20 protein-coding genes and 1 riboswitch are annotated in these 20,488 nt (G+C 46.3%); of the genes, 1 reads left to right on the top strand and 19 read right to left on the bottom strand.

The window, feature by feature from the left end:
- Positions 1-171: 171 nt before the first annotated feature.
- Positions 172-816, bottom strand: a complete 645-nt coding sequence (locus GKG41_RS11535) for a TrkA family potassium uptake protein (RefSeq protein WP_154258762.1) — start codon at positions 814-816, stop codon at positions 172-174.
- 30 nt (positions 817-846) lie between these two features.
- A complete protein-coding gene (locus GKG41_RS11530; protein ID WP_154258760.1) occupies positions 847-2,193 on the bottom strand; it encodes a TrkH family potassium uptake protein in 1,347 nt (448 codons plus the stop codon).
- A gap of 237 nt (positions 2,194-2,430) precedes the next feature.
- On the opposite strand from GKG41_RS11530, the gene GKG41_RS11525 reads away from it, so the two are divergent.
- A complete protein-coding gene (locus GKG41_RS11525) occupies positions 2,431-2,598 on the top strand; it encodes a hypothetical protein (protein WP_154258758.1) in 168 nt (55 codons plus the stop codon).
- Between the two features lie 17 nt (positions 2,599-2,615).
- Here GKG41_RS11525 and ytvI read toward each other — a convergent pair whose 3' ends face one another.
- The 17 genes from ytvI to GKG41_RS11440 all read right to left on the bottom strand — a co-directional run bounded on the left by ytvI (position 2,616) and on the right by GKG41_RS11440 (position 20,482).
- Positions 2,616-3,755 (bottom strand): sporulation integral membrane protein YtvI, encoded by a 1,140-nt coding sequence (gene ytvI, locus GKG41_RS11520; RefSeq protein WP_154258756.1) that lies wholly within the window; start codon positions 3,753-3,755, stop codon positions 2,616-2,618.
- A gap of 104 nt (positions 3,756-3,859) precedes the next feature.
- Positions 3,860-5,095, bottom strand: coding sequence for an ABC transporter permease (locus tag GKG41_RS11515; protein ID WP_154258754.1), 1,236 nt, complete (start codon positions 5,093-5,095; stop codon positions 3,860-3,862).
- Between the two features lie 28 nt (positions 5,096-5,123).
- On the bottom strand, positions 5,124-6,800 hold the full coding sequence (locus GKG41_RS11510) for an efflux RND transporter periplasmic adaptor subunit (RefSeq protein ID WP_154258752.1): 1,677 nt from the start codon (positions 6,798-6,800) through the stop codon (positions 5,124-5,126).
- Between the two features lie 13 nt (positions 6,801-6,813).
- Positions 6,814-7,512, bottom strand: coding sequence for an ABC transporter ATP-binding protein (locus GKG41_RS11505; protein WP_072849735.1), 699 nt, complete (start codon positions 7,510-7,512; stop codon positions 6,814-6,816).
- Between the two features lie 176 nt (positions 7,513-7,688).
- Positions 7,689-8,570, bottom strand: coding sequence for an MBL fold metallo-hydrolase (locus tag GKG41_RS11500; RefSeq protein WP_154258750.1), 882 nt, complete (start codon positions 8,568-8,570; stop codon positions 7,689-7,691).
- Positions 8,571-8,858: 288 nt separating this feature from the next.
- On the bottom strand, positions 8,859-9,476 hold the full coding sequence (locus tag GKG41_RS11495) for an NUDIX hydrolase (protein WP_154258748.1): 618 nt from the start codon (positions 9,474-9,476) through the stop codon (positions 8,859-8,861).
- Between the two features lie 5 nt (positions 9,477-9,481).
- Positions 9,482-10,120: an ECF transporter S component gene (locus GKG41_RS11490; protein ID WP_154258746.1), complete on the bottom strand. Its 639-nt coding sequence runs from the start codon at positions 10,118-10,120 to the stop codon at positions 9,482-9,484.
- Positions 10,121-10,227: 107 nt separating this feature from the next.
- A riboswitch (FMN riboswitch) is annotated at positions 10,228-10,346 on the bottom strand.
- Between the two features lie 73 nt (positions 10,347-10,419).
- Positions 10,420-10,833 carry a secondary thiamine-phosphate synthase enzyme YjbQ gene (locus GKG41_RS11485; RefSeq protein WP_243141030.1) on the bottom strand — a complete coding sequence of 138 codons (414 nt, stop codon included), beginning with the start codon at positions 10,831-10,833 and terminating at the stop codon, positions 10,420-10,422.
- Complete coding sequence (locus GKG41_RS11480) at positions 10,811-11,449, bottom strand: YitT family protein (protein WP_154258744.1); 639 nt, start codon at positions 11,447-11,449, stop codon at positions 10,811-10,813. Before GKG41_RS11480 ends, GKG41_RS11485 begins: the two co-directional genes overlap by 23 nt.
- A gap of 13 nt (positions 11,450-11,462) precedes the next feature.
- Entirely contained in the window at positions 11,463-12,605 is a 1,143-nt protein-coding gene (locus GKG41_RS11475) for an SIS domain-containing protein (RefSeq protein ID WP_154258743.1), read from the bottom strand.
- Positions 12,606-12,615: 10 nt separating this feature from the next.
- Positions 12,616-13,365 (bottom strand): 5-formyltetrahydrofolate cyclo-ligase, encoded by a 750-nt coding sequence (locus GKG41_RS11470; protein WP_154258741.1) that lies wholly within the window; start codon positions 13,363-13,365, stop codon positions 12,616-12,618.
- 29 nt (positions 13,366-13,394) lie between these two features.
- Positions 13,395-14,315, bottom strand: coding sequence for a nucleoside phosphorylase (locus GKG41_RS11465; RefSeq protein WP_154258739.1), 921 nt, complete (start codon positions 14,313-14,315; stop codon positions 13,395-13,397).
- Between the two features lie 4 nt (positions 14,316-14,319).
- Positions 14,320-15,219: a carbohydrate kinase family protein gene (locus GKG41_RS11460; RefSeq protein ID WP_154258737.1), complete on the bottom strand. Its 900-nt coding sequence runs from the start codon at positions 15,217-15,219 to the stop codon at positions 14,320-14,322.
- 12 nt (positions 15,220-15,231) lie between these two features.
- Positions 15,232-17,358, bottom strand: a complete 2,127-nt coding sequence (locus GKG41_RS11455) for an ADP-ribosylglycohydrolase family protein (protein WP_154258735.1) — start codon at positions 17,356-17,358, stop codon at positions 15,232-15,234.
- A 22-nt stretch (positions 17,359-17,380) separates the two neighbouring features.
- Positions 17,381-18,211: a carbohydrate ABC transporter permease gene (locus GKG41_RS11450; RefSeq protein ID WP_154258733.1), complete on the bottom strand. Its 831-nt coding sequence runs from the start codon at positions 18,209-18,211 to the stop codon at positions 17,381-17,383.
- Positions 18,211-19,092: a sugar ABC transporter permease gene (locus GKG41_RS11445; RefSeq protein ID WP_154258731.1), complete on the bottom strand. Its 882-nt coding sequence runs from the start codon at positions 19,090-19,092 to the stop codon at positions 18,211-18,213. Before GKG41_RS11445 ends, GKG41_RS11450 begins: the two co-directional genes overlap by 1 nt.
- Positions 19,093-19,108: 16 nt before the next feature.
- Entirely contained in the window at positions 19,109-20,482 is a 1,374-nt protein-coding gene (locus GKG41_RS11440; RefSeq protein ID WP_154258729.1) for an ABC transporter substrate-binding protein, read from the bottom strand.
- Positions 20,483-20,488: the final 6 nt, after the last annotated feature.

Raw genomic sequence — 20,488 nt, 5'->3', positions numbered from 1 at the left:
ATACATCTATTATACCAAAAAAGAGCCTCAAAGTCTTGTAAGTGCTGACTTTTCTGGCTCAATGGCGAAGAAAATCCTAGGCACTTGTCCTCGGACTTTGTCTACAGTCTGAGGGACGTGTTCTTTCTACAAAGAACACGTCCCAAAATAGGATCGGCCTGTCCCAAACGCTTATCTTATTAACGCCCGCACATCTTTATGATGCCCTACTATTATCAGGGTCTCTGCCCTGTTAAAAATATGGTCCGCCGGGGGCAGCGGCCTTAAGTCTTCCCCCTGTTTTGTGGCTAGTATACTGATATGATATTTTGTCCTGACTCTCTTTTCCAGTATACTTTTCCCTACCCACCCCTCCGGCACAGCTATCTCATAAATGGAGTAGTCGTGTGTGAGTTCTACATAATCAAAGATATTATTTGTCCCATATTTCATGGCAAGGCGCTCTGCCATTTCTTTCTCAGGATAGACAATCCGATCTGCTCCGTTTCGTAGCAGAAATTTTGCGTGTACATCCCGGTTCGCCCTTGCCAGGACAAACCCTGCCCCATAATCTTTCAGCAATGATGTTGTCTCCAGCGAGCTCTGAAAGTTATCGCCGATTGCAACCACACAGATATCAAAGTTCCGGACGCCCAGGGACGCGATAAATGCCTCGCTTGTGGCATCTCCTATCTGTGCGTTGGTGACTGTCTCCAAAACTTCATTGACTCTCTCTTCCCTGTTATCAATGGCCAGTACTTCATTCCCCAGAGCCATCATATTTTCGGCCATATATTTGCCGAACCTTCCTAATCCGATAATTAATACTGATTTCATAATACCTCCTGTCATAGCTAAAATCCCACTCTATCCAACAGTAACCTTTTCCTGGGGCAGCTTCGATGGTCTGAAAGCAATTCTGTTTCCAAATGAGATTAATATTGTGATTCCGCCTACCCGCCCCACAAACATTAATAGTACAAGAATCAGGTGGGAAATGGTTGATAAATCTGCTGTAATGCCAAGGGACAGCCCGACTGTACCAATGGCTGATATGACCTCAAATAAAGTTTCCTCGATGGGTGACTGGTCGATTGCTGCTATGGCGACTGTGGCCCCCATAATCAGCATAACATACAGCATCATAATACAGGTAGCATGTCGGAGAATCTCCCCGTCTATTCTTCTCTTGAAGCACTCAATATCTTTCCTTTTGAATAATTCCGTCCAAATGCTCAGCATTAATACCATCGCTGTAGTCGTCTTAATCCCCCCCGCTGTAGAACCCGGAGAGCCCCCGATAAACATAAGAGCAATTATTGTCAGCTGGCTGGTTTGGTTCAATTTATCTAAAGGAATTGTATTGAACCCAGCCGTCCGGGGAGTTACCGACTGGAAAAATGCCGCCATTACTTTCTCCCCTACACTCTTTCCTGCCATTGCCTGCCCGTGAAATTCAAAGAGCAGCAACAGTAAAGTCCCGGATACAATTAAAAATGTAGTCATAGAAATCACCATTTTCGTGTGCAGCTTATAATTTTTGAAATGTCTCCCGTGCTGTCTGATATCTGACCACACAAAAAATCCGAGTCCCCCTACTATTATAAGGGCCGTAATGGTCAGGCAAACCACCGGACTATTCCCTGCGGTAACCAGAGATGAACTTTTTTCAAATTGTCCCATAAGATCGATCCCCGCATTGCAGAACGCGGATATGGAATGAAACACAGAAAAATAGATTCCTTTTCCAATTCCCAGCCGCGGCACGAACCAGAAAGCCAAAAATATAGCACCAATTCCTTCGAACAGCATTGCTCCGCATAGGATAAACTTTGTCATCCGGACAATACCGCCCACCTGTGGTGCCACAACTGCTTCCTGCATAATCAGACGCTGGGAGAGCCCTATTTTCTTTTTTGTAAATGTCAGTGCCGTGATGGCAATTGTCATAAAGCCAATGCCCCCAATCTGTATCAGAAGCAAAATTACTGCCTGGCCAAAGCCGGACCAATATGTAAAGGTATCGTGCAAAACCAGTCCGGTCACGCAGGTGGCGGAGGTTGCCGTAAAAAGAGAATCTATAAATCCGGCCCCTCCGCTCTCTTTGCTGGAAATGGGAACCATCAGCAAAAAGGTGCCGGTTAATATAACTACTAAATATCCCAGAACTATTAATTTTGTAGTAGTAAATTTCTTACTCAGCAATTGAATCATAACGATTCCACCTTACTATTAAAAATACGAATTTTATCGTGATTCTTAATACCTTCTTTATATCTTGTGTAGTTAATTCTAATAACTTTTCGATTAAAATAGGATAAAGCTTTTTGCCTCCGCATTAAGAACGCATTAAGATGGTTTGCTCTTTACACTTTCTTAATATGCCCGTATCATCCGTAATGCCTCTTTAATCCTATACCTGCTATGCTATAACTAAAGGAGGGGATTGTCATGCGTGATGTGTTGTTAATTCTTATAACTTTACTAGGTATGGGAATCGGATTTCTCCCCATGCTTAAAATCAGTGATTTCCTTGAAAAAGGAGGCTTTCGGCCCGAAATATACCGCAGTAATAAAATTTCTCCCAAAAAAAGAAAACACAGCGTCAAAAATGCCTGACGCTGTGTTTTCTTTTCTCACTTTTTCTTTTGTTCCGGCCAGAGCCATTGCACAAAATCCTCCAGGGCCTCTTTACACCCCCGCATCATATTGTCAAATACACCCATCTTATAGAAATTAATGATAATAGCACCAATGGGCACCGCCAAAATCATTCCCAAAACACCCGCCAGTTTATAACCGGCATACATGAATACCAGCGTAGCCAGAGGATCTATCCCTATGGAGTCCCCTACCAGCTTAGGTTCCAGAATACGCCGCAGCAGTTGGGTAAACAGATACAAGATCGTAAGCTCCACTGCCATTTTCATATCTCCTGACAGAATCCTGAACAATGCCCATGGGATCAAAGCCGTACCCGTTCCGAAGAAGGGAAGCATATCTAAGAATGCCACTAAGAATGCAATAAATATGGCAAACTTAACCCTCATAAACATAAATCCCACTACCAGCACAATCCAGATAATAGCCATAATTTTAAACTGCGCCTTAAAGTAGCCGCCGATAACACCCCTGAAATTGTCAGCCAGCACTTTCCATTTCCGCTGTATAAACATAGGCGTATTATCTCTTCCAAATTCCAGGATCTTATCTCTGTCTGCAATGAAAAAGTAAGCCGATAGAATCGTGAAAATAATGCCGATGAGCACATTGGGCAGGTGCTTGGCAATATCTCCCGCATAGGCAACTGTCCACTGGCTGAAACCTGAAGCAAACTCTCCAATCTTTGCCCCTATATTTTCCTGCATGTCCAGAATTGAGTCCTGAACTCCCTGTGGAAGTTCCAGGATAAATCGATCCAGATTCTTCTCCACCTCTTTATAATCCTGGCTGAAGCTCTGGTAGATGTCAGGTGCCTGCTCCACCAGCTTTGCGGTCTCCTCCACAACCTTGCTGCCTGCCAGATAGACTGCCCCCACAATTAGCCCAAGAACGACGATAATGATCAGCATGGAGGTATACTTGCGTACAATCTTCATCCTGCTCTCAGCAAATCTTACCAGAGGATTGGCTATCAATGCGATAATCCATCCAATTACAAACGGCATAAAAAACCTGAGGAATTTTATGCCGATGAAAATGCCTAGTACAATGCCCACAACAGTGAACAAAAAGGCCAGTATACTTTTTATATATTTCTTCACGGTTACATTCATTTTCAATACCTGCTTTTTTAGTAATTGTATGCTTGTATTATACACCTATGACAGGTTCTGTAAAATGATTCATCCGTTAATTTTTTATTAATTATTTGTGTATGCTAGTTTCTCCGCAATGCCTCGATAGGACTTAGCTTTGCCGCTTTTCTTGCCGGATAGATTCCAAAGAATATTCCAACCGCACAGGAAAACAGCGTGGCCAGCAGGATCGTAGTAACTCTGATCCCCGGGGTTATAGCAGAATTCATAGAACCGCTCATAACAGAACAGATTCCAAAGGCCCCCAGGATGCCCAGAATAATTCCTATGACGCCTCCCAAAGCCGTAATAATCACCGATTCCGCTAAAAACTGCATCATAATTGAGGAGGTTTTAGCACCTAAGGACTTACGGATACCTATTTCACGTGTTCTCTCTGTCACTGATACCAGCATAATATTCATAACACCGATACCTCCAACTAAGAGGGAAATAGCAGCAACAAATGATATGAAGGCTGTTATCATACCCATCATGGAATTCATCTGTGCGGCAACATCGTTAAAGTCCTGTATGAGGAAAAAGCCTTCCCCTGAGCTCTGATGCCTGGACTCCAGAATACGAATGACATTATCAGAAATAGTTTTGGAATCCACTACCTTATCTCCGATGACATAAAGATTTGAGAACCCGTCATATTCGATGTCATAATCTACCATAGCCGTATAGGGCATATCGATATTAACCGGTGCTCCCTCGTACGTGTAGGAAACGAAGTTACCATTTGTCAGGTTATCCCGGACGCCTATAATATTTACGCTCTGAGTAATACCGTTTATGGTGACATCCATATCCATGCCTACAATATCGTCGGTACCAAACAGTCGGATGGCATCCCCTTTGCTTATAACCCCTACTCTTCGCCCTTCCTGTACATCTGCCTCAGAGAGGTATCTTCCCCTGATCAGCTGAAGCTTAGATGTAAGCTGCATATCGGCTGTTCCCACACTTACTGAAATATCAAATTCTCCTTTGGATGTGTATACCTGTCCGCTCTCCCCCCAGCCCGGAGTTACTCCCTCCACGCCCTTGACTTTGGTACGGATCGCTTCCATATCTTCTTCCGTAATTGACTGCATATTACTGACAGCTTTATCGCTGGTATAGATATATATCTGTCCTGCGGCCAGATCATTCAGTTCACTGTTCATCTGGTCCGTAGTACCTGCACCGACTGCCATGATCATGATGACCGATGAAATACCAATTATAATACCCAGCATAGTCAAAAATGAACGCCCTTTGTTGGCTTTGATATTCTCCACTGCCATCTTTATATATTCTAAAAGCTGTGCCATAGATGACTCCTTTCGTTCTGACTACGCACTATTCTGCCACAACAGTATCCTGCTGTGCTTCACCATCTGTCTGGCCGCTGGCTTCCTTAGTCTCTACAGGCAGTCCCTCGGTAAGGGTATCCGGTGAATCTGTGATTACCACATCCCCCTTCTTCAGTCCTGACTTCACTTCAATGTAGGAATCAGATGCAATTCCTGTCTCAATGGTTCTCTTTGCAACCTTACCATCCTCTACTACATAGCAGAAAGAACCTGTCTTACCCGTATTTACTAATTCTACCGGAAGGAGTACTGCATTCTTGGCTTCATTGCCCACAATAGTAACCTTGGCGTCTACTCCCAGATAGATGTCCTGATCCGGATTGTCAATATGAACCTGCGCACCTAACACAGGAGTACCCTTCTCGTTAGGAATAGCTACCTTATTGATCTTAGTCAGGGTACCGTCGTAAGTCTTACCTGCAATGGTAACTTTTGCCTTCTGCCCTACTTTGATTTTATCAATATCGTACTTGGATACAGTTACAGAAACACTTACATCCTCCGTACTCTCCAAAGTAAACATTTCCATACCCTGGGTTACCGCAGCGCCGTCCACAATTTTGGAATCTGAGATAACTCCTGTGAATTCTGCCTGAATTCCCTTTTTGCCCTCTGCAATTAATTCATCCAGAGTCTTAGCTTCCAATTCTGTGAGGTTGTTATTAACCTGAAGCTGTTTCTTGGCATCCTCTGAAAGAACACCTGCGTCTCCGCTTTCTGCCACCGACTTGTTAGTAGCCAGATCCGACTGAAGCTCTGCCAGTTCTGACTGGGCATTTTGGAGCTGAAGCTGAAGCTGGCTGGTGTCAGCTGTGCCTGCTTCCCCGGTTCCTCCGGAAGCTCCTTGGTATGCAGGTGGATTATTAAGCAGATTATCTCTTGAAGCTTTTGCCGCATCCAATTTGTTCTGGGCATCTGTAAGCACTTTTTCCTGTTCCTTAACTGCCTGCTCATTAGTGCTGGTTTTAGAGGAATCCCATTTGCTATATGCCATATCATAGTTTGTCTTTTCCTGATTATATTTTGTCTGGGCATCCGTAACTGCATTCTGGGCATCCGCTAACGCTTTATCATAAGCTTCTTTGTCTTTCTTATACTGTGCAGCAGCCTGGTTTGCCGAATCTTCGGCTGCATTCTGAGCATCTGCAGCAGCCTGAGCCTGAGCGTTGCTAATCTGTGCAGTAAGATCTTCCACTTCCTGCTTCTTAGCATCTACCTGGCCCTCCAAGGTCGCAACCTTTGCCTTGGCATCCGCCACATCATTCGCTGCCTTATTAGACTTCTTGATACTGTCGTTATACCCATACTGCCCCGCCTTCGCGGTCAATTCTGCCTTCTGGTTATCTCTCTCCAAATTCTCCAGATCAAAATCAATCAGCTGTGTTCCGGCAGCGACACTGTCGCCTACCTGGAAGTTCAGATTCTGTACCTCGGCATTCACGGGTGAGAAAAATACCTTTTTATTCTGGCTTTCCACAGTTCCGCTGGTATCCACCTTTTCCTGCACATCGCCGGTGGTAACCGTCTCAACATTGACGGATGGCAGTGTATTGCCCTTCATCATGTTACTCACTAAAACCAGTACTACTAGAACCACAACTACTGCAGCAATTACTATGTACAATACCAGGTTTTTCTTCTTTCCTTTCACTCCTGCTTTCATCTTACTCCTCCTGCTACTCACTAAAATTCTCGTTGATAAAGTCTGATTCTATTTTGCCATCCATAATCCGGACTACACGCTTTGCCTGAGCAGCTATTCCGTCATCATGGGTAATTAAGATTACCGTTCTGCCGCCGTCGTGAAGCTCCCTTAGAATCTTTAGAATCTCCCTGCTGGATGCAGAATCCAGGTTACCGGTAGGCTCGTCTGCCAAAATAACCGGCGGCTTTGCAGCAATGGCTCTGGCAATTGCAACCCTCTGCTGCTGTCCGCCGGACATCTCTGATGGTTTATGCTTCATTCTGTGCTCCAGTCCTACCATCTCCAGTGCCTGAATGGAAAGCTCCCTTCTGGTCTTTTTATCGATCCCTCTATAGATGAGAGGCAGTTCCACATTTTCCAGCGCTGTCAGATTCGTTATCAGGTTAAATCCCTGAAAGATAAATCCGATCTCTTTATTGCGGACTGCAGACTGTTCATTATCTGTCATGGTAGACACATCTGTCCCGTTCAGATAATATTTGCCGGTGGTCGGCACATCCAGACATCCCAGCATATTCATTAAAGTCGATTTTCCGGATCCGGATTGTCCGATAATAGCTACAAACTCTCCCTCTTCTATCACCAGATGAATATGATCCAGAGCACGAACTTCATTTTCCCCGGGATTATATATCTTGCATAAATTCTCTACTCTGATTAACGCTTCCATAGCTTTCCTCTCTCTTCTTCCCGATATATCCCATTCGCTGTATTATTGTACTACTTATATAATACAATAATACCTCCATATCAATTTGTCAAGTGGATATTTTGATCTCCAAATGAACCGTCTTCTATTCTATCTTTCATATCTTCAGATAAAACGAATCATTTCTTAAGATTTTCTTAAGATGCTGTTTCCCACAAAAGCATTTGATTGCTGAAATCGATACTTAATTTACCATTATCTTTGAGCCAGGCGAGGTAAGAACGAATGGTGCTTCCTACCAAAACATACTGTTCAAAGTTCATGGAAAGGTCATATTGGTGAAATATTTCCTGCAGGATCACTTCAAAGCATTTGGGTTTCCGGCATATATCCAGCAGACGTAGGGCAGCTTCCATCACCTTGTCCCGATTATACCCTGCCAGCTCCTTAATGTCTTTGGAGACTTCTGCATGGGAAGGTACAAAAACAGCCGCCTCCATTTGCTCAACCTTATCCAGCGTCTCCAGATAAGCCTGTACATCGTATATAAATGGAATCCCATATTTATCCAGGGTCTCCCTGCTGCTGATACAGTCTGCCAAAAAAACCGTCTGATCCGGTGTCCGGAAGCCAGCCATATCAAAAAAATGTCCGGGCAGCGGTATCACTTCTATCTCTTGGGGAAATTCTTCATCCGTAAAGGGAGATGTCTGGCATTCCTGGGCCAGCAGGAACTTGTGGCGAAGTTCCCTGCACGGATAACCTCCATATAGAAAAGAAGGCTCCAGAATCGGATGGCGTGTGAAATCTTCTTCAATCCCCTTGGCATAAATCTTACAGTTTGTCTGGGACTGCAGGTAACGATTCCCTCCAATATGATCTGCGTTGGAATGTGTATTCAAAATCCCCTTCAGATGCCAATGGTTTTCTTCCAGGATCTTTTTTACTCTGCGTCCGGCATCCTTATCATTTCCGCTGTCTATAAGGTACACCTCATTATCCCCGGCTGTGTAGATACCTATTTTGGCGGGACAATTAATATAGTAGCTCTTTTCTCCTGCTTTACTCAATTCATACATACCGCACATTCCTCTCATCTTTGTTTCAATCTTATTAGCTCTTGTTGCCTCGAAATATTAGTATTATAACACCCCTGTATCTTCGACCACAACAACTTTATTGCTAACAGACTTTTCCGGCTGATACTCCTCTATAATGTATCATTAGATTTCTTCGTATATGTATTTCATACGGCACAGCCCAATGCCCGACTGCAGGTTATGTGTTATGGGATGTCATTTGGACATACAAAAAGAGACAATGAAAATCTGACACCTTTCATTGTCTCTTTATATGCAGCTTACTGCCTATAGTTCTTCCTGCAAAAATCCAAAAGGCTCCTCTTCCTCATGGAGAAAATGCATCAGCATATACGCGCAGATAATTGCTAGCTTTTCTTCCCGTAATATTCTCTTTACTTCTTCCCGATCCGCGAGTACAATCTCCAACTCCTCGGAATCTTCCAATCCACGCTTGGAGGGGGTCCCGCTTGCATATCCATAAACCGTTGAACAGGATTCATCTGTCATTCCAATAGTTGTGAAAAAAGGTTTTTCATAGGCCTTATCCACCTTAAACGGCTCAAAGTCCAGCCCTGTCTCCTCTTTCATCTCCCGGATTCCGGCCTCCCGATAATTCTCACCGGGTTCCACCAGGCCGGCAGGAAATTCATAAATATAATCATCAATCGTATAACGATACTGACGCACCAGTACTACCCTGTCTTTCTTCTCTCCGTACAGGCTGTAAATCACCACACCGTCCGGATGGTTCCTGCCCGTCACCAGTTTCAGGGCTTCCGTACTCTCTGCCCTGGATGATACAAAATAGTGTACCGGCGTGCCTATCTTGCTGGTTGCGTCAATAGCATACATATTAAGATGCTTATTCTCTGTCAGCGGTGTCACTTTATGAATATGTCCCATAGTGGTTACTCTCCTTTTAATAAAACTCTGACTCTTTTATATAATAGCAGAGTTATCAGGGAAACCACAACCCCTTTTACCAGATTAAAGGGCGTTACTGCCAGGAGCACAAATGTCGCTACTCCGTTAATCCCTCCATTGATTGCCGAACCGGCCGCGATGATTGCCTCCATTCCTCCGAATGCCGCTGCATAGAGAGGCAGTAACACGAATGCATTGCACAAACCTCCAATCACCGTCATAATCGCAGTACCAGTTGCCATTCCAACCAAAGCGGCTTTTCTGGTCCTCTTATACTTGTAGATCAATGCTGCCGGTACAATAAAGGCACACCCAATCACAAAATTTGCCACGTCCCCTACGCCGGCTGTTGTCGTTCCCACAAATACCATATGAAGAACTACTTTAATCAGCTCAATGATCACACCTGCCAGAGGGCCCATTGCAAAGCATCCAATCAGTACAGGAACTTCACTCAGGTCAATCTTATAAAATGCCGGAGCAAAAGGAAGGGGGAATTCAAAAGACATCAGAATCACTGCTATAGCGGAAAGCATGCCAATCTGTACCATAGTTCTGATCTTTGATCTGTTCGCCGTGTGGGCATTCCTTACATTTTTGTTGCTTACAACCTGTTCACTCATTTTCGTTCTCTCCTTTTTTCATGTTATTTTAGTCAGCATAAAAGGAAATTCTTACGAAAAAAGCCCCGGATACAGCATCCGGGGCAGATAAACGATGGATATCATATTACCTTCTTCTCACATCCAGACTATACTGTCGGTACTGGAATTACACCAGTTCAGCCATTTGCATGGGTCGCGGACTGTCACCGCCGGTAGGGAGTTACACCCTGCCCCGAAGAATTTTCTTTTATTCTATAGGAAATTATAGCGCGTTTACCCATATTTTTCAAGGGTATTCTTGATGAATGATAAATAAGTTATGCGTCTCCAATCACCTTCACGTAATACTCCCTGTTCCTCGGTCCATCGAACTCCAGGAAATAGATTCCCTGGGAACCGCCAACCAGCAGTTTTCCCTCATGGACAATAAACATCCTCTCTATCCCCAGCAGCGCTGACTTAACATGGCCCGCAGCATCCTGCGGACTGTCATGCTGATGATGAAAGTCAATTCTGGTGGGTATCAGCCTGCAAATTTCCTCCCTCAAGTCCTTAAATCCCTCGGGATCCCAGGGGGAGAATACTGACAGTCCCGCAGTAGAGTGCATATTATATACAATGCAAATTCCCTCCTGCACCCCGCTCTCACTCACAGTTTCCTTTATACTATCTGTAATATCGCAAATATCATTATACGCTGTGGTTATCTCAAATTTTCTTAACAAAGCCATGTATTCCACTCCTTACACATATCGTGCACATATTGTCCAGTCTATTCATAAATCCCTGCAGAAGAGGACCGTAAAGTACTGCGGTAATAACGGTTGCAATTCCGATAGGTCCGCCGAACAAAAACGCCAATGTACACAGTCCAATCTCAACAGCCGTCTTTGTCACTCTAATGCTTAGATGGAGCCTGTCTTTTATTGCAAAAATAAAATCATCCAAAGCACTTTTTGCAAACCCGCTTTTAAAATAAACGGCTGTTCCCAGGGGGCCTAAAAGAATACCTGCTCCATACATCAGGATACGGATACCCACGCTGCCCGGTTCATAAAAGCGTTGGAAAAATCGCGCCCACAGATCAAAGAATACGCCAAAGATAAATGAGGATACCAACCCTCCTGTCAATGGTTTTCTTCCGGATAAGACTGCCGCTGTACACATCATGAGCAGGGCGGTGACAGCCACCCATGTACCAGGGGTAAGGCCCGCACTCTCAGACAGTCCCACACAGAGAGCATCCAGAGCGTCGGCTCCAAAGCCAGCCTCCACAAACAGTCTCTGCCCCAATGTGAGAATAATCATTCCTCCCAGATAAAGAGCGCCCTTTCTTAAAAACAACATGATTTCTCTCCCTCTATTGCCTGATTACAATTTTACTATCTTTCACACAGCGGCCGCCCTTGCTGAACTCCCAGGGACCTTCACTGCCTCTTCCATAAGTTTCTCCTTTCATGGCTGACAGATATCCTGCGAGGAGACACAGGGGGGCAAAATGCGTGACAGGCATATGAATGGGATAGACTGGGTTGGGTACCTGAATATAGGCAGCCCTTACACTGTCAAAATCCCCAGGCCCCCCGTCTGTTATAATTGCCAGCGGACGCCCCAGCTTTTTGGCATGCCCTACCATTTCTTTCGTTCTGCTCAAGGCGGGATTGGCCGTATTGCAGACAACAACCGTTCCTATCTTATCTGCCTCCCTGGCGAAGAAGTTCAGATGATGCCAGTCCTCCGCATTACAGTGCATGACAAACTGTCCCACCGCCTCCAGAATCTTGGCCTGTCCGAACCAGGCCGCTGCATAGTCAAACCCTGCCCCCACGTATTCATAGCAGGGATAGTCCTTCCACTGGTTGGCAATCTCCAGGCAGTTTCTGTCCATTTGGGGAAGCAGTTCTGTTAACAAACGGGACTGGTTTCTGATATCTTCCCGGTAACGCTCCGCCATTTCTGTTGTATAGTCTTTTCTCAGCTCTCCTAAGCGTACAGCCAGAAGGTTCAGCGCCAGGATACTCACAAGATAGCTTCTGGTTCCCGGTGCACTTTCAAAAGGCGGGATCTGCGTACAAAGGATTTTTTCTCCGTGCCTCCCCAGCTCCGAGTCCCGGTTTCCTGTGATTCCCAGGGTCATAGAACCATGCATTCTGACTCTCTGCACTGCCTCTGAGACCCGAGCCACATTTCCGGAATTGCTGACAGCTATCACCAGGGGATTCCCCTTCTCCCGCCCGAACTGCTCTTTGCAGTAGTACCTGCCCAGCTCAAGGGCCGGAACTACCTCTGTGGGGATGCCGGTGAGTGTCTCGAAGGTGTACTTTTGGGCCATACATGCCGCATAGGAATCCCCGCATCCGGTGAGGATGATTCTTTGAATACTCTCCCCTTCCTCCGGGGTCCACAGGTCTGCAATTTTAGGTATCAGGTCACTGACCTGCTGTTCGATTAATTCCGGCAGGCTGAACACCTGCCTTCTTATTGGGTTATCATATCCTTCCATCCATACCTCCTTATTTGCAGTGAATCTTACACCATAGCTCATACAATGGCGGAATCTGTGCTCTCATCTCCGGTTCCAACAGGCTCCAGATGATTCCCTTTGTGGGTTTGGGATACTCATTCCTGGTTTTTATCACCTTGGTAGGTGTCACGATATAATCAATGGCCGTGTCAAACTCTCTCACAACCACATCCGCATCCATGATCTGGCAGTCATGCCCTGCGGCCACCACCGGTGTCTCTGTATCCACAATTCCCATGGTGTACAGCATAGCCCACTCCAGATCAAAATAGCCATGTCCTTTCCCAAACCGTACGCCTCCTGGAGTAATGGCGGAAGCCCCTGACACCAGTACGTCGATTCTTCCCACAGACGCTTTTAATTGCTTCAGCGTCTGATGCTTCCAATATCTTCCCACCCCGTCCAGCAAAGAGGCAAGCTCTTCTTTCCCCTCCGGAACCGCGTCAGGCGTTACCAGAAAAAAACCTCTGGTAATCCCATAATTTGTCATCACCAGAGTTTTCCTATCCCGGATCACCTGTTCTCTGAGACGTTCCAGGTTGTTGTCCGGTGTTACAAAAATCACCTCCGCGTTCTGATACAGCTCGGTCTCGCAGAACCGCCGGGCACCCTCGCCGCTGCCTTCGTAATCGGTGATAAATTCCCCGAACTCCCAGCTGAAACGGGAGTCCGGCCTGGCCACTTTTCTCAGTTCTTCCCAGATAAGCGGCCTTGCTTCTGTTGCATCTATTTTTTTCATTTGCTTTCATCCTTCATATTCATAGCTTTTTATTTATGCCCCAGTCCGGGATACCAGTATGGTTTCCCCTTTTTTTCTTCGTCCATCCGCTTCAGTATGGCGCAGCCTTCCAGGGCAATATCCACTGCCGCGTTATGTCCGGCTCCGGCGCTGAACGTTTTTCCGGTACACATGTTATCCGCCACGGAACACACAGAGCCTCCCCGGCGCTGGAACAAGGCAGACAGTGTAATGATGGCGGAAGACTCCCTGTCTCCGTTCAGACAGCCTGCCCGGTTGTAAATCCCTGCTTTTTCTATGTTATCCGGCTGAAGATATCCGCCTACTCCGGGGCGTCCCCCGCCTACATAGTCACTGTCACTGGAAACGGTCACCCCCACATGATAGGGATGGCCGATCTTCTCCGCTGCTTCCACCATAGCACAGACCACCTCATAATGGCTGGCTGCCGGATATCCGGCATCGATATAGGATCTTGTCATTCCCTCTGCCCGTACCGCCCCGCTGGAAATCACCACATCCCCGGGATTCACCTCATCCCCAAAGCCTCCGGATCCTCCTACTCTCAGAAAGGTATGAGCATCCGTATGTTCCATATAGTCATATAAAATCATTTCCATCTCAGGTGCGCCGCTGCCTCCGCTCACCACGGTAATATGTGCGCCTTTGTAATATCCGCTGTAGGACAGATACATTCCCGACTGGCCTATCATACGGGCATGTTCCATTCTCCCGGCAATGACTTTGGCCGGGTCCTGGTCATAAGAGCAAAGAGCATCCCTGACACAGATTAGCACAAACTCTCCCACCTGGGAGGTATCTATCTGGGTCAAAGCCGGTTTCCCCTGGATATAAAATCCCTTTTCCGGGATATTTTTATCATATTCATACTGTGCATGAATCTGTCTGATGGATTCTTTTTCCCTAATTTTATCGCTTAATTTTCCCAATCCTCTACTCCTCCATCATCTGTCTGCGCAGCCTGTGGGCATTTCTGCGAAGGCCGTCATCTATGCTTTCCGGGACAGAATACTGGGTAATGCAGGCGGCTGCGGATATACTGCCCAGGATACCGCATTCTTTCGGTGCAAGTCCCTCACAATAGCCGTATAGTACTCCGGCGGAGGAACTATTGCCCCCTCCTGTGGCATCTATAACCGCAAGGTCCTGTACTCCGGGTACTTTCTGAATCTCCCGGGGAGATATCACATAAGCCCCTTTGGAACCTCTCCGGTAATAGACCAGGGGCACACCAAGAGCTCGGAGCTGTTCCACAGTCTCTGCCTCCTCACACCCAAACAGCCTTTTTGCTTCCCCTGCATTAATGGAAAAAACATCGATCCCTTCCGCTATGCCTCTGACAGCATCCATATACTGCGGGCAGGCATAATCTCCGTTCAGTTCCCACAGGATACGGAAGCCATACTGATTCTTTAAGTCCAGGATTTTCTTCCAATACTCCGAATCCGTGCCCTTAAAAATATATACCCCTTTTGCCTCCCTGCAGTGGGGTTCTATCTCCCGGGGCGTGGCCTCCATCAATTGATAGTGTTTTGCTCCGTAGAGGGGAGCTTCTGTCCGCTCCCCATTCTCCTGATACTGCAGGATTGAAATCGGACTGCATTCTGACTTTATGGTAATTCCCTCCATAGAAAGCCGGTTCTTCTCAAACCAGCTTTTATGCCTGTCATACAGATCCTGCCCGGCCCCGGTGACTAAAATCACCTGGTCCGTCCACAGTTTGGCTCCGCACAGTGCATAGATGCCAGCTCCCCCCAGCAGCTTTCCCATATACGTTCCGTCAGCCAGGGTCATATCATCCATAACTGCGGTTGATACGATTACGTATTCCATACCAGCAAACCCCTATATTCCTTTTACCGTGAGGCATTCCGCCACGATAGCGCCCTCATCCACCATGAATCCCGCCGCTCCGTTTGCGAAGGTATCGTCTGTACAGGTAACTTTCTCTTCATTATCCACAAACATGGTCAGCCGGTTTCCTTTTGCCTCCAGTCTTATCTCATGTGTCATGTCATCTGTGGTGGGATACGTAGCGGCAGCCAGAGATATCACATCCCGGTCAAAGCGTTTTATGATTTCCGCCTTGTTGTCCCGGAAGACAGCCGCATAGTATCTTCTGTGGCCTTTGGCTCTTGCCACAACCCCCGCGCATTTGCCGTGTACAAACTGAAGCTTTGTCTCTATGGAATAATCATCCCAATCCGTCGTTCCTATGGTCATTACCCCGTTTTCTTCCGGATGGGACAGGGAAATGGTTGCCAGATAGTCCGGACCATAGTGTTTTACCGACGTCATAAATGCTGACAGCCACTGTGTACGTGTCACAAAGGGGCTGATCCCCGGTGTCAGTTCATTGGCCTTTCCCATATGGAAGAGTTCCGGAGACCCTTTCCAGTCCAGACTTTTTACCACGACAGCACCGTTGAGCATACGGTCGCTGTTCAGCCGGATTCCCAGTCGGTAGATTGCCCGGCCTGTGGTATCCGGCACCTTCCAGGTAATTTCATTCATACCTTGTTCTAATCTTACAGGAGACCCTTCTATAGTGCTGATACTGTCATTCTGGTCATAGTAATCAATAAATAATTGCAAATCAGGATTTTCTTCTTCAAAGCATTTTACCGTCATGTGCACGGTCTGGCCGGAATAAATGGAAGGGCTTGCATATACTTCAAAATAAGAAGTCCCGGCTTTTGCCTTTGGCGCAGGATCCACAAAGGTTGCCACTGATGCGGAGGCCTTTGCTCCTCTGCTCAGATTCTTATATGTAATCTGAAGTCCGGCTTCTCCTTTTTCTTCCCAGGCATTTTTTACTTCTGTAGCTGCCTGTACATGAATGGGTTCCGGGTGAAGCATAAAGCCCTGGGTGGATCCCCTATATTCAAATGCAAATTTATTCTCCGGAAGTTCAGCAGCTTCCCCTGCCAGGGCAGAGGCTGCTTTGATAATCTTTCTGCTCTCCTGCACTGCGTCGGAGATACAAGACCCCCCATCGGAGCTTACCACCAGCATTCTGTCAGCCACGGGGCCCCTCAGGTCAATGCCGTGATTGATGGCATCCAGACCCAGGCGGATCCCGTTGAGGCATCCCACATTTCCTGCGTTACAGTCTGTATCCCAGCCGGCGCTGGTAGCGATAGAGATACTCTCCTGGAAATCATCCCCCGCCATTTTCAATGCCATGATAACCGCCAGATGATTGGGCACCATGGGGCAGTTTCCCGGATACAGATGGTATCCGTGATTCTCCTGGATCCAGTCACGCACCTGTCTCCAGTCTGCTGCCTGGTTGCACTGTTCCACCACATCATCCACAAGCTTCAGGAGTTTTTCCCCGTATTCCCCCTGTACGTATTTTTTGGCACTGCGGAGCAGTTCATCCACGTCTTTGATGTCAAAAGCCAGGGCTTCGATGGCTGCCAGATACACGGCCGCCTCCACGGCAATCCCCGCGTGACTTACAATAGCAGCTTCTCTTGCCATTTTTGCTGCGCGTTCAGGATTTCCCGGATTGCTCATGGCCCAGGTATCAATAAAGATCTGTGATCCGATGGCCTCCGCAATGGATTGTCCATTATATTCAAAAGAACCGCTGTACGGAGGCTTCACTCCCTGTTTTAATCTCAGGTATGCGGAATGCTCTGTGGATCTTGCCAGGCCTCCCCACCAGAGAATGGTTTTATCTTCTATGATATAATTCAGCCATGTCTGTCCAATCTGATCCGCGGTCACGTCTTTCGGATATCCATTGTCCTCAAGTGCACGGTAAAATACAAACGTACCTGATATGTCATCATCTGGGACTATCAGAGGGAAGCCATTATGCTCTGCCACAAAATTCTCTATTTTGCCGAATTCTTTTACAATATTTTCATAGGACCACCCTTCCACAGGCCTTCCCATATATACTCCTATGATTTTGCCCAGCACTCCTGCATAGATTTGTTCTCCGTATGTTTGACTTATCATAACTAACCTCCAATATTATTATTTAACCTTTCACAGATCCGCCGGTCATCCCTTCGATAAAATATTTCTGCAGCAGCAGGAATACGATAACCACCGGAACTATCATAATCACAGCTCCGGACATGATAATACTCATATCTCTGGAGAATGTTCCATTGAGATTTAAAAACTTTATTGTTGCCGTAAAATTTGTCTCTCCCTGGAGCAGTGTAGAACTTAATAAATATTCGTTCCAGGAATTCAGTGCCACTATTACGGCTACTGTTATCATTCCCGGTGATACAATGGGCAGCATCACCTTGGTAAATACCTGAAAGGTCCCAGCCCCGTCGATGCGGGCCGCTTCTTCCAGATCTTTTGGTATTTTAAGGAAAAACGTCCGCATGAGAAAGATAGGCAGAGGAAGATTCCATGCCGCAATAACTACTCCTGCGGCAAACGGATTCCCCATAAGTCCTAATTTGACAAATGTAGAGTACAAAGGCAGTAAAAACAGCTGCATAGGTACAGTTGTCACCAGCATGAAGTAAATCAGGATCATACCCCACATTTTAATTTTCTTTCCCGCAATGACATACCCGCATCCCGCGGACGCCAGTACTCCTACCACAACAGCGGTTCCGGAAAGCTTGAGGCTGTTAGCAAATCCTTCTCCGAACTTGCCCAGCTCCCAAGCCTGCCGGTAATTATAAATGGAGAACTCTTTCGGCCAGGCCAGGGGATTCGCCACAATCTCCGCATGCGTCTTAAAACTGTTTACCAATACCAGCAGCACCGGTGTAAGGGCAATGGCTGATAAAACCGCCAGAATAACTACTATAATAACTCTATGAATGACCTGCTTCTTTTTCATTATTCAGCCACATCCTTTCTGCTTATCCAAACATAGCAAAATGCTGCAACACTTCCAAATAACCCCATCACTACAGATACTGCGGCGCTGCGTCCAAACTTAAAGGCAGAAAATGCCGTACTGTAGGCAAAGGTGCTCAGCAATTCAGTGGCATGAGCAGGTCCTCCTCCTGTGAGGAGGTATACGTAATCAAAGGAAAGGAACGAATAGATTACAATCATTACAAACATTAACTTTACAGTAGGCATAATGTTTGGCAGATATATATAACGATAGATCTGCCATGCATTTCCCCCTTCTACCCGGGCCGACTCAATCTGGTCCATTGGTGTCTGCCGCAGAGCCGCCAGATAAATCACGGTCAAAAAGCCCCAGTAATGCCATATATCTACTCCGACTACACCGTAGAGTGCGGAAGACATATTACCTAACGGCGATGAAATATTCAGTCCCAGATCCTTCAGATATCCGATGACTCCCGCATTGGGAGAGAACATAATATTCAGCCAGATTACCGCATTGGTGGAAGGCGCCAGAATATATGGGATCAGATAAAAGGTCTGAAACATATTCTTGGTCTTCTTCATGTTGATCAGCAGTACTGCGGCAACCATTCCTATGGTTACCGGGACGATGAGAAAAATAAGCGTCCATTTAAAATTATTCTTCAAGGATGTTATAAAGATTGGATCACCCAGAATATCTTTGAAGTTCTGCAGTCCTATCCACTTCATCTCTCCCATTCCGTTCCATTCCGTAAACGAAGCATAAATAGTGGTAACTGCCGGAATCAAAACCACAGACAGGCTTAAAAGTATAGCGGGTGCGGCAAGTAAGTAATAACCTGTTTTTCTTTCTCTTTTACTCTTTCTATCGCTCATCCCTTATTACTCCCATTTACTTTGCTCTGGCAGGCTCTGCCAATGGGCTCACCAGATTCTTTTCCAATTCACCAGGGAACACGGCATCCACAGAATCCAGAAACTCTTCGGGCGTCATAACTCCCTGCCAAACCATATCAATATCTCTCCACTTTTCCTGGGTTTCGGGCGGCATAAACGTGGTTGGATGGAAGCTGAACTGTCCGTTATCAATTGCCGTACAGGCTTCTTTTACTGCGCCTATAAATTCACCGCCCAATCCTTCAATGGAACTTTCATCTACCGTAATCTCTTTGAGTGGTGTTGCCCAGTATCCCGGCCATCCTTTTGTCATTTCTACCAGGAAATCCTCTGTCAGCATAGTGTCTAAAATTTTGGCACATTCATCCGCGTAGGGTGTGGTGGCACTGATGCTGAAGTTACAGGGGGTAGCCACATCATACACTGGTGACGGCTGATCAGACTGAAGGGACGGAAATGGAGCAAAACCAAGATCATCTTCCAGTTCCCCGGTAAAGAACTGTCCTGCAAACTGGAAATACAAGGTAGGCGCAAGGACAAAAGGAGATTTTTTCTCTGAAAGCATCTGCATACATTCCTGAGAATCCAGATCCGTGTAGTCAGACCCTCCCAGATAGCCTTTTTCATACCACTCTTTCGACAGCTCAACGGCTCCTGCCATTTCTGGATTGTTAAAAGGAGTCTTACCGCTGAGGCAGTCATACATCACAGACGGATATGTAAAATGGCTGATCATAAGAGAACTGAAATTATCGTTGCAGGGCTTCCAGCCTTTATTTCCGGCCAGAGATCCATACAATCCGTCTTTCATTGCCTCGTCCATAATAGTTGTGAGTTCTTCTACTGTAGTGGGTACCTCCCAGCCTTTCTCCTCGAATAAAGCCTTGTTATAGAAAATTCCTCCCACAGAAATAGAATTCGGAATGGAATACAGACTTCCGTCTACCGTACAGGCATCATATAGAATTTGCAGCATTCTGTCCTTCCACCCGTACTGCTCAGCATATTTATCCAGGCTGATTACCTTTCCCTCCTGGACATAGGTGGATACATAGGAGGGACCGGAAGCATATACTATATCCGGGCCGGAGTCAGCTGCCAAAGCAACCGGAATATCTTTGTCCACAGTATTTCTGAATTCCAGTGTCAGCCAGTATTCATCCTGTGACTCGTTGTAACTGTCCACCAATACCTTCTGCATGTGTTCCTGATAGGGGGTGGCACAGCCCCAGAACCACATGGAAATCTGCTTTCTGTCTCCCTCTGCCGATGCTGATTTACCGGACTTCTCTTTCTCTGAGCTGCCGCATCCGGCCATTCCTACTGCCATACACAATGCTAATACTAAAGATAATACTCTTCTCTTCATATCCGA

Origin of the sequence: Lactonifactor sp. BIOML-A5 (genome assembly GCF_009677585.1) — a bacterium.
In the GTDB taxonomy this organism is placed as follows: Bacteria; Bacillota; Clostridia; order Lachnospirales; family Lachnospiraceae; genus Lactonifactor.
Note: the sequence above shows the minus strand (reverse complement) of the source record. Positions and strands in the feature narration are given on the sequence as shown.

Coding starts and splice junctions, on each gene's coding strand:
- GKG41_RS11535 (WP_154258762.1), bottom strand. CDS start 816: ATGAAATCAGTATTAATTATCGGATTAGGAAGGTTCGGCAAATATATG.
- GKG41_RS11530 (WP_154258760.1), bottom strand. CDS start 2,193: ATGATTCAATTGCTGAGTAAGAAATTTACTACTACAAAATTAATAGTT.
- GKG41_RS11525 (WP_154258758.1), top strand. CDS start 2,431: ATGCGTGATGTGTTGTTAATTCTTATAACTTTACTAGGTATGGGAATC.
- ytvI (WP_154258756.1), bottom strand. CDS start 3,755: ATGAATGTAACCGTGAAGAAATATATAAAAAGTATACTGGCCTTTTTG.
- GKG41_RS11515 (WP_154258754.1), bottom strand. CDS start 5,095: ATGGCACAGCTTTTAGAATATATAAAGATGGCAGTGGAGAATATCAAA.
- GKG41_RS11510 (WP_154258752.1), bottom strand. CDS start 6,800: ATGAAAGCAGGAGTGAAAGGAAAGAAGAAAAACCTGGTATTGTACATA.
- GKG41_RS11505 (WP_072849735.1), bottom strand. CDS start 7,512: ATGGAAGCGTTAATCAGAGTAGAGAATTTATGCAAGATATATAATCCC.
- GKG41_RS11500 (WP_154258750.1), bottom strand. CDS start 8,570: ATGTATGAATTGAGTAAAGCAGGAGAAAAGAGCTACTATATTAATTGT.
- GKG41_RS11495 (WP_154258748.1), bottom strand. CDS start 9,476: ATGGGACATATTCATAAAGTGACACCGCTGACAGAGAATAAGCATCTT.
- GKG41_RS11490 (WP_154258746.1), bottom strand. CDS start 10,120: ATGAGTGAACAGGTTGTAAGCAACAAAAATGTAAGGAATGCCCACACG.
- GKG41_RS11485 (WP_243141030.1), bottom strand. CDS start 10,833: ATGGCTTTGTTAAGAAAATTTGAGATAACCACAGCGTATAATGATATT.
- GKG41_RS11480 (WP_154258744.1), bottom strand. CDS start 11,449: ATGTTGTTTTTAAGAAAGGGCGCTCTTTATCTGGGAGGAATGATTATT.
- GKG41_RS11475 (WP_154258743.1), bottom strand. CDS start 12,605: ATGGAAGGATATGATAACCCAATAAGAAGGCAGGTGTTCAGCCTGCCG.
- GKG41_RS11470 (WP_154258741.1), bottom strand. CDS start 13,365: ATGAAAAAAATAGATGCAACAGAAGCAAGGCCGCTTATCTGGGAAGAA.
- GKG41_RS11460 (WP_154258737.1), bottom strand. CDS start 15,219: ATGGAATACGTAATCGTATCAACCGCAGTTATGGATGATATGACCCTG.
- GKG41_RS11455 (WP_154258735.1), bottom strand. CDS start 17,358: ATGATAAGTCAAACATACGGAGAACAAATCTATGCAGGAGTGCTGGGC.
- GKG41_RS11450 (WP_154258733.1), bottom strand. CDS start 18,211: ATGAAAAAGAAGCAGGTCATTCATAGAGTTATTATAGTAGTTATTCTG.
- GKG41_RS11445 (WP_154258731.1), bottom strand. CDS start 19,092: ATGAGCGATAGAAAGAGTAAAAGAGAAAGAAAAACAGGTTATTACTTA.
- GKG41_RS11440 (WP_154258729.1), bottom strand. CDS start 20,482: ATGAAGAGAAGAGTATTATCTTTAGTATTAGCATTGTGTATGGCAGTA.